We start from the raw sequence: 9,002 nt of genomic DNA, 5'->3' as shown, positions 1-9,002 counted from the left end.
CAATGAATTTTTTTCATCAATAATAAAATAGATACATTGACACCCATATTCAACTGCCTTAGGCATAAAATAGTCAGCAACCCATTTAGTATCTTCTGGTATGTTTTCAAAACCAGTTCTGGTATCCGCAACATAATTACATTTGTATTGCTTTATAACCTCTAATGCATGCTCTAAAGGTTTTCTATAATTACCTTTACAACAAAACTTTTTCCACTTCACAAATACTACATTATAAGTCTCTTCATAATTTACATCGCAATATTCAGATAAATACATTTACTCACCTCCATAACTTTCGAATCACCTATATCTTGCTTGCAATTTCATTTTCTATAAGGCAGTTCGCAATTTCAAATGCCTTTATCCGTCTTTTTGCTAATGTGATTTGTGACTTGTATCTCTCTACATTCTCTTTTGATTCAAAAGTTTTTATTGTTTCTCTTAACTTGTGTAACGTTGAATCAATCTGTCTTTTAGCTTCTACCAAGTCATCTTTTTGAAATTCCATTTTTCACCTCCACGACTTCTAATTTTAACGGTTCTGCAGACTGGGATTTACATTATGGTGATACTTCTTAAAATGTCTATACATTACAATCGAGCCACCTTTATGAATTCTACACAGAAGATATCTTCCATTATTATCTATAAACTTTTTATAGATATTTCTCCTCCTCCACCACTCATACTGGGCACTTTTCTGTTTTAATTGGGTAAATTATATCATATTTAATGAAAGAACTGTATTGAATATTTATGAAGATGCTGTAATACTGTGTTCTAAAAATGCTTTTACTAAAACTTCAAACACAGATTTAATTGTCATAGTGCCCGCTTCCTTTGCATTCTGCCACATAAAAATTCGGTATATATCAAATAATACTCTTATAAAAACGTGGGGAGCGACAGATTAATATGCAGCAGTCAGTAATCCTTCATTCCGATATGAATAATTTCTATGCCTCTGTCGAATCTTTGGACAATCCCAGCCTGCGTGGAAAACCTATGGCAGTGATCGGTGATCCAGATGCACGTCACGGGATTGTCCTGGCAAAGAATTATGAAGCAAAAAGATATGGGATTACAACAGGTGAACCCCTATGGATGGCCAGACAGAAATGTCCTGATATTATATTTACGCCGCCAAGATATGACCGGTATATTGAATTTTCCCAGGCTGCCAGCCAAATCTATGCAGAATACACAGACAGGGTAGAATCATTTGGACTAGACGAATGCTGGCTGGATGTAAGTGAATCCACCAGCCTCTTCGGAAATGGAAAGGTTATCGCTGACGAAATCCGTACCCGGATCAAACAAGAACTGGGGATTACTGCAAGTATTGGAGTCTCCTATAATAAGATTTTCGCAAAATTAGGCAGTGACATGAGAAAACCAGATGCCACCACCATAATCGGGCAGGACTTTAAAGAAAAAATCTGGGGGCTTCCGGCCGATATGCTGCTTTATGTCGGGAAAGCAACCTATGCGAAATTATTAAAACATGGCATCCGTTCCATTGGTGATTTAGCACGTACAGACCCTCTGTTTTTAGAGAGGCTACTTGGGAAAAACGGACTGATGCTCTGGGCATTTTCCAACGGCCTTGACCGTTCTCCTGTCTCACATACCTATTCCCACCGGATCATTAAAACCATAGGCAACAGTACCACAACACCCCGTGATCTGGTTACTGATACAGACATAAAAATTATTTTATATATACTGTCCGAGAGCGTGGCGGAGCGAATGCGTAAAGAGAATTTTTATTGCCACAGCGTCCAGATCAGCATTCGGGACAATACGCTCACTTCCTATGAACGGCAGGGAAGGCTTCCTATTCCCACTTGTACCTCACAGGCGATTTTTGAAAAAGCCTTTGCATTGTATCAGGATAACCGTCCAGCAAATCCGGTACGCAGCTTAGGTGTTCGTGCCTGCAAACTTTCGTATATGGAGTATCGCCAACTTTCCTTTTTAGAAGAGACATCTAAAGATCAGAGACAGGAGGATTTAGAGCGGAGCATTGATAAGATACGGCAGCGCTATGGTCACTACTCCATACAACGTGGAATTATGCTCATGGATGATAAACTTTCCCGCCTTGATCCCATTGCAGAGCATACAATATATCCAGAAGCATTTTTAAAAGGACAATCCCAATAATAAATCTCAGGAGGACATAACGATGTGCGGAAGATATAGTTTATTTACAGAAGAAGAAAATCAGGAAATTATGCATATTGTCAAATCACTTAACAACCGATATCCTGAAAACACTATGAAACATGGTGAGATTTTTCCTACAAACACAGCACCAATCCTATGTCTGGAAGAAAACGGTATAAAACCGGAACTCAGCACATGGGGATTCCCACGGTTTGGGGCAAAAGGTGTCATCATTAATGCCCGCTCTGAAACTGCAGACAGCCGTCCCATGTTTAAAAAGAGTCTGCATACACGCAGATGTGTGGTTCCCAGCACAGGCTTTTATGAATGGTCGCAGACTGGTACAAAAACCAAGTACCGTTTTAACCTTCCCAATGATCATACACTCTATATGGCAGGCATATTTAATGAGTTTAATGGTGAAAATAAGTTTGTCATTCTGACAACAAATGCCAACAATTCGATTGCGGATGTCCATAACCGTATGCCTGTCATTTTGAAAAAAGAAATTGCTGAAGATTGGATTATGTCTGAAGAGTTTGCTCTGTCATATCTCCATGCCACTATGCCGGTGTTACAACGAGAAGTATCTGCCTAATTAAATACGGAAATGTCCCTCTCACTTTTACACTAAAAAAGTAGGTATGAAGTTCTGTTCAAACCTGCTGTTTGCAAAACAACTATTTAGTTCGTCTGCCTTGCCATCCAAACCATTGTGTAGACCACTGAACTTGCATTGGCTCCATAAACAGAATCACTGAACAGCCAGTTCTTTCGATTATGTTTTTACTACATATCTGAAAAAACTGGCTGTTTTCGGGGGATCCCTAAGAGAACTGCAGCCAAGACCAGCGTATCCCCTTTACGAATTACCCTGTTCAGAATTTATTTCATTATCGTCATCTTCCCTTTTGCCAGATTATCTATAATTTGATTCTGAGGAAGCTCTGCCAATTTCTCATTATATATATAACTACTTCTAGAAAACATTTTAATATCATTATGTTCATCTAATGTAATTTTGTCTGTAAAGTTCACCACTTTAAAATATTCAGATACTGGAATCTCGACATCCCAGATTGTTATCTTTTGATAATGCCATATAAAAACATATCCTTTCGTTCCAATAAGATCATTTATTGTGCCACTATTTATTTGAATTTCTGATTGATGCATTGTTATTTCAGCATTATCTGTTTTTACAACTCCCTTATCAAGTAATTCAATAATCTGATCTACATTCATTATTTCCTTCTGTTCAACCTTATGCGGTACTTGGAACTGCAGGTTAAACCTATTTTCAAGCTTTTTTAGTTTTTTATAAAAATCTCGCCTTTGCTGCAATGTATCAACAAATTCTTGTTCTAACGGAAACGTGCCACTAGCTTTCATGATGATTCGGTCATCACTTATATCTCTGGCCACAATTCCATCTGCATTTGCTATTTTTTCCATTACATTACAAAATTCAATATTGCTCGAAACTTTCTTTGAATCCCGTTGCAGGACTTGAACTGTGGTTATTGTTTTTAACGGGTCATTCTGTATTTCAACATGGAAATTAACAATAAGCTGTCCTCTGGAGCTAGTATCCAACATATGTGCAACTACATTATTATCCCTTCGTTCCCGTTCAATTTTATATTTCTTTTCAGGTATAATAATATCACCTTCATCATTTTCTAGTTGAAAACACAAATAGTCAAAATTTGGACGTACCTTAACCTTCATTTCTGCAAATTCCATCTTAGCAAGCTCAATTTCTTTGACATACAATTCTGGAAGTGCTATCCGTAACCCCTTATATGATTTGTCTTCATATTTCTGTCTGGATATGCCTTTATAATCTGTAATTTCAAAACGGCAAATTTCAAATTCCCCTATTTTACCAGTGAACCGTAAATACGAGATATAATCTTCAATATTTTCAAACTGGAATGTTTTTGGAGAAATCTTAATTTCTGAGAATACAGTAAAATAATTTTCTGAATATTGCGCCTCAATCTTTACATTATATTCGCCTGAACTAATCAGTTCTATATCTTCAGATGATAATCTCCCCAGCTCATTCCAATGTTCTCCAGATCCCCGCTGGTTAAAATGGCTGCTAACCTCTTCTTTTAATGCATAGAACTCTTCTGAAAGCTGATCCATATTTTTTAATATCTTATCTGTAGTTTGCCTCACACCTGATATGTAATCTCTAGTTCTGTCTCCGTCATACTGAACTATATTTTTCAACATAATATTTTCTGGATCAGCTAAATTATTAAAGCATTTAAATGTCACGTTTAAAAGATGTTTTAAAATTTCTTTAATCGTCTTTTGGTTATAAATCTTAACTTTTAACTCATTCATAACAGTATCCAGAAATTCCTGCTCTGTTTCTAAATCTAATATATTTCTGTTTCTGCATCGGTCTATTATATATTCAAGATTATTTTTTTCTAGCAAAACCCTGCACAAATCATCATACAATAACTCATTACCATACCTAGCTAATAATTGTTCATCCAAATTCTCGATATATTGCTTCAAAAGATATTCTTCTGTTTTCTGATTATAAACACTTATTGCCTTGCTCTTACCTCTTGAAATTAATATATTCCTAACTTTTTCAGCTAAGTGAGAAGCTATCTTTTCAGCAAACGTTTCTACCAATACAATTCTTCCACCCTTCATTAGACAAAATGTCCCTATTAATCTAATCAAATTTTAACATAATCCTGCGATGAAGTCATTGTCTTTGATATATATTCTATATAACAAATAATTATTTGTATGACAATAATAATTAGTTTCCGCTTTTTCAATTCCTACTCTTCCTCAAATAGCAACATCGTTATCTATGCATATTTGACAATAAAAAAACTGGTCATGAGACTCTATTCCCCCATACCAGATATCCAAATTTCCCTCTTACTACATACACATATTTTCATATCAACTGTGTATACAGTACCTATATTTCATTCTTTTTAACTCTATACACTTAATACACAGCCAAAACTGTTACCCCAGTTTACTGCAGCCAGGCTCAAATGTAACATTTGCAAGGAAAACAGAGGATGCGCCAAACTCCATAAGCGGGTTTAAATACGATTGTCCGACAAGATACGTCTCTCTTCCTCTGTAAGTTCTATATCCACAGCAGCGACCGCTCCTTCTATATGATGAGATTCATCATATTTCAGTTTTGCATTAATATGTGTATTTTCTATTTTTATTTTGTGTTTTTTATAATTGTTCTCATTTTTTTGATGTGATCTGTAGCAGTCTTGTAAATTTCAGATATACGAAGTATCATGGCTGTAGGAGGGAAACAAAATGGATTATTTAACAGCCAGTGAAATGGCACAAATATGGAATGTTTCAAGCCGCATGGTGGCTTACTACTGCAAGGCAGGAAAAATTGCAGGGGCAATGAAAAAGGGCAAAACATGGCTAATACCCGCATACGCTGAAAAACCTGTGGACAATCGGTTTTCTACAAACAAAGTTATAGTTGATGATAATCCCGAATTGCAGGGAGAACTACATAAAATTAACCGCATGGATTCAGAGAACAATGCTGTTTATCGTGCCAATGATATTTATAAAAACCTCGGACTTACGAGGGAAACACTGCGCTATTACGAGGAAATCGGGCTGATAGAGCCACAAAGAAACAAAAACAGCCAATACCGTGAATTTACCTTTGAGGACGCTTCCCGCTTAATGTCCATTGATTTTTACAAGAAGCGCGGTTTTACGCCGCTTGAAATAAAAGAACTTATGGAATCCGGGGAGCGTAACGGTATCACCTCGTTAAGTAGAAAAATAAGTGAGGTAGAAAATAATATCCGCATACAACAGCGTATTCTAAAACGTCTTGCCGAAACAAAGTTTTTTTGTGAGTATGCTGCCCTTTCGTCTAAGTTATTCACGGTGAAAGAGCTGCCACTATATTTGGTGCTTGAAACTTTTGATGCAGTATCTTCCCTTAATGATTACAAGGATAGAGTGCTTGCATTCATGGATTTGCCAGAGGACGATATTTTATCAAGTCTTGTTCGTGCAGTTACCTTTGACCAAACCGGGTATAAAGGGACAAAGATGTGCCTTGTAAGGCGTGCTGTAAAAGAAGTGCAAGCTGGAGAAAAAACATATCTTGAAAGCGGTAAATGTCTGCATACTGTATTGGAAGCAGACAGTCACGACGATTCCATTATGGAAAAAATGTTTTTTGCCGCCTATGGCTGGGCAGAAGAACATAAAGAAACCTTCAAAGGTGTTGTCTATATTTTCATTCGTTTTGTTGAGCTTTCAGGGCATACAGAGCGCAATTTTTACGAGGTGTTTATTCCTTTGGAATAAAGAAAAATCCCCTATTGACTTGGGGGTTACCACCACCCTTAAGCTTATTGGTAAAGGGAGGAAACAATCATTATGACGAATACAGCAGTAGAAATTTGTAATTTGACAAAGGTATTTGACGGCAAGGAGGTTTTGCGGGGGTGTAATCTAACCGTGCAAAGCGGTACGATTTACGGACTTCTTGGTGCAAACGGCGCAGGCAAGACCACCATGTTTAAGTTAATCACAGGCTTGCTATCCCCGACTGCCGGAAACATAAAAGTGCAGGGGAAAACATTGTCCATTGACAAAAAAGACTTCCTGAGAAAAATGGGGATTTTGATTGAAACGCCCGTCTTTTATGACCATTTATCCGCAAGAGAGAACTTGGAAATTCATTTAAGTTACATGGAACACAGCTTTGGGAAAATCGAGCAAGTATTAGAAATGGTGGGGCTTGGCGATACAGGAAAGCAGCCTGTTTCTAAATTTTCTCTTGGAATGAAACAACGGCTTGCTATCGGACGGGCAATCAGCCACTCTCCGCAGATTTTGATTTTAGACGAGCCAATCAACGGGCTTGACCCTATGGGAATCCGGCAAATACGAAATTTGTTCTTATCTCTGGCAAAAGACGGCATGACACTCCTTATTTCAAGCCATATTCTGAGCGAGATTGAGCATATCGCGGATGTGGTTGGCGTTCTTACAAACGGAAACGTTGTGCAAGAGGTGGCTTTATCCGAAATCAAGAAACAATACCCGAACGGCTTGGAGGAATATTTCTTTCAGATTATGAGCGGAGGTGCAGGAGCATGAACATGTTAAAATTAGAGCTAAAAAAAACAAACATAAAGCCTTATTTTCTTTCTGCTATTGCCATATTCGTGTGCATTATGGGGCTGACATACATACTTGCATGGGTGCCCCATTTGGATTCAGGAGACAAAAATGCAGCTATCCTATTCTCCACCTATCAAGGAATCGCGGCAATCTGTAATGCGATTGCTTTAATGTCTTTTTCGATATTGGCTTCTGCTATGGGTTATCGCTATTTGACAAAAGAATACTGTGGCGTGGGTGCAATCCTCTTATTCAGCTATCCCATAAATCGCAAATCTGTTGTATGGGCAAAAGCGGCGGTAATTTTGCTTTTCATCAGCACCACAATGTTCTTAACTGAATATGGTGGCTTTCTAATTTTTATCGGGACAGATTCAGTTCTCCAAATGGTAAATGATACCTTGGCACTGGGCGATTTTATGTTAGCGTTTAGGAACGCTTTGGTATTGGTGTGCCTTGCGGACGGTATAGCGTTATGCGCGATCAGCATCGGCTTTATCAAAAAGTCAAATTCTGTAACCATTATTTCCGCTGTTATACTAAGTATGCTTTTGATAAATCCTGTAGCGGCAATCAATGAGCAGTTTCTACCAGTTTTATTCCTCGCAGCAGCGGCTCTGACTGGAGGTATTCTGCTCACCCTTAATGTCTCCCACAAAGTAAACCGCATGGAAATATAGTGGCAAAGGAGAGCTTACTATTATGAGTCAAAGAAAATTTATCTCAAAAGAAGAATTGAGTATGATGTGGCGTTATTTGTTTTATACCTTTGCAATCGCATGGGGAACAGAATTTTTGCTAATTGCGTTGTATCGTTTCAATCTATTAAGTGAAAACATTACTCTTTTTCTCTATTTTATAGTAATTGGCTTTGGGGCGGGCATGGCTCCCGCTTATGCCGCCTTTATTGTGCGAAGAAAGCAAACAGGCATTAAACTAAAAGCGTTTTGCAAGCAGGTTTTTCACACATCCAATATGCGAAGAAGCATTGTCTTTTTGCTGCTATTTGCGGCAATTCAGTTTACCGCTTGTATCGTACAGGAAAACTATTTGGGCAATCCGTGGTATTTGTTTATCCTCTTTATACCTATGATGATTTGGGGTGGTGGCTTAGAGGAAATCGGTTGGCGAGTACCCTATATTGCATTACTTTGGGAATGACCCTTGCGGCTGCCTATCGGCTGACAAAGTGCATTTGGGTAACAATCTTAATCCATGCTTAGGGGAACACCGTTTTAGGTGGAATGTATACACTCACTTCCCTGAACAATTCTCCAAACGCAAAAACACTTGTTGTCTATGTTTTGCAGTTAGCAGCGATTATGCCGATATTGTTAATTGATAAAAAACGCCGAAAGTTTTTGCTAAGATAAAACCACACATATATATTAAATTTAAATGTATAATTACATTAAACTAATATACATCTTGCGGAAATTGCAAAAAATCTCAATTGTAGCCGGCGTGCTGTGAGAAGATATTTGGCTAACGAACGTGTTCTACCTTTTAATATGCTAAAACACCTGATAAATATATTAGAGTTAGACGAAAATATTTTGTTTTCAAAAATGGCTAATCATTTTACTACATACTGCAGTATTTACATCCCTAAAACGGTCAATGAAAATATTGTCTGGCCACATGAGCAATAT

The 9,002-nt window shown here is 37.6% G+C and carries 9 protein-coding genes; 6 read left to right on the top strand and 3 right to left on the bottom strand.

Features of this window, described 5'->3' with window-relative positions; genetic code table 11:
• The coding region (locus A8806_RS14555) for a hypothetical protein (protein ID WP_109731919.1) at nt 1–279 on the bottom strand (279 nt) is incomplete at its 3' end.
• A 28-nt stretch (nt 280–307) separates the two neighbouring features.
• On the bottom strand, nt 308–511 hold the full coding sequence (locus A8806_RS14550; protein WP_109731918.1) for a hypothetical protein: 204 nt from the start codon (nt 509–511) through the stop codon (nt 308–310).
• A gap of 407 nt (nt 512–918) precedes the next feature.
• On the opposite strand from A8806_RS14550, the gene dinB reads away from it, so the two are divergent.
• Nucleotides 919–2,169 (top strand): DNA polymerase IV, encoded by a 1,251-nt coding sequence (gene dinB / locus A8806_RS14545; protein WP_109731917.1) that lies wholly within the window; start codon nt 919–921, stop codon nt 2,167–2,169.
• 22 nt (nt 2,170–2,191) lie between these two features.
• On the top strand, nt 2,192–2,770 hold the full coding sequence (locus A8806_RS14540) for an SOS response-associated peptidase (protein WP_109731916.1): 579 nt from the start codon (nt 2,192–2,194) through the stop codon (nt 2,768–2,770).
• 287 nt (nt 2,771–3,057) lie between these two features.
• On the opposite strand, the gene A8806_RS14535 is transcribed toward A8806_RS14540, so the two are convergent.
• Complete coding sequence (locus tag A8806_RS14535; RefSeq protein WP_146203295.1) at nt 3,058–4,854, bottom strand: hypothetical protein; 1,797 nt, start codon at nt 4,852–4,854, stop codon at nt 3,058–3,060.
• Nucleotides 4,855–5,499: 645 nt separating this feature from the next.
• Here A8806_RS14535 and A8806_RS14525 point away from each other — a divergent pair.
• From A8806_RS14525 to A8806_RS14510, 4 genes are all read left to right on the top strand, one after another.
• Nucleotides 5,500–6,528, top strand: a complete 1,029-nt coding sequence (locus A8806_RS14525; protein WP_109731914.1) for a MerR family transcriptional regulator — start codon at nt 5,500–5,502, stop codon at nt 6,526–6,528.
• A gap of 72 nt (nt 6,529–6,600) precedes the next feature.
• A complete protein-coding gene (locus A8806_RS14520) occupies nt 6,601–7,326 on the top strand; it encodes an ABC transporter ATP-binding protein (protein WP_181368736.1) in 726 nt (241 codons plus the stop codon).
• A gap of 2 nt (nt 7,327–7,328) precedes the next feature.
• Nucleotides 7,329–8,030, top strand: coding sequence for a hypothetical protein (locus A8806_RS14515; protein ID WP_242996101.1), 702 nt, complete (start codon nt 7,329–7,331; stop codon nt 8,028–8,030).
• Between the two features lie 22 nt (nt 8,031–8,052).
• Complete coding sequence (locus tag A8806_RS14510; protein WP_242996099.1) at nt 8,053–8,511, top strand: hypothetical protein; 459 nt, start codon at nt 8,053–8,055, stop codon at nt 8,509–8,511.
• Nucleotides 8,512–9,002 lie beyond the last annotated feature (491 nt).

The organism is Faecalicatena orotica, from assembly GCF_003149245.1.
In the GTDB taxonomy this organism is placed as follows: domain Bacteria; phylum Bacillota; class Clostridia; order Lachnospirales; family Lachnospiraceae; genus Faecalicatena_A; species Faecalicatena_A orotica.
Note: the sequence above shows the minus strand (reverse complement) of the source record. Positions and strands in the feature narration are given on the sequence as shown.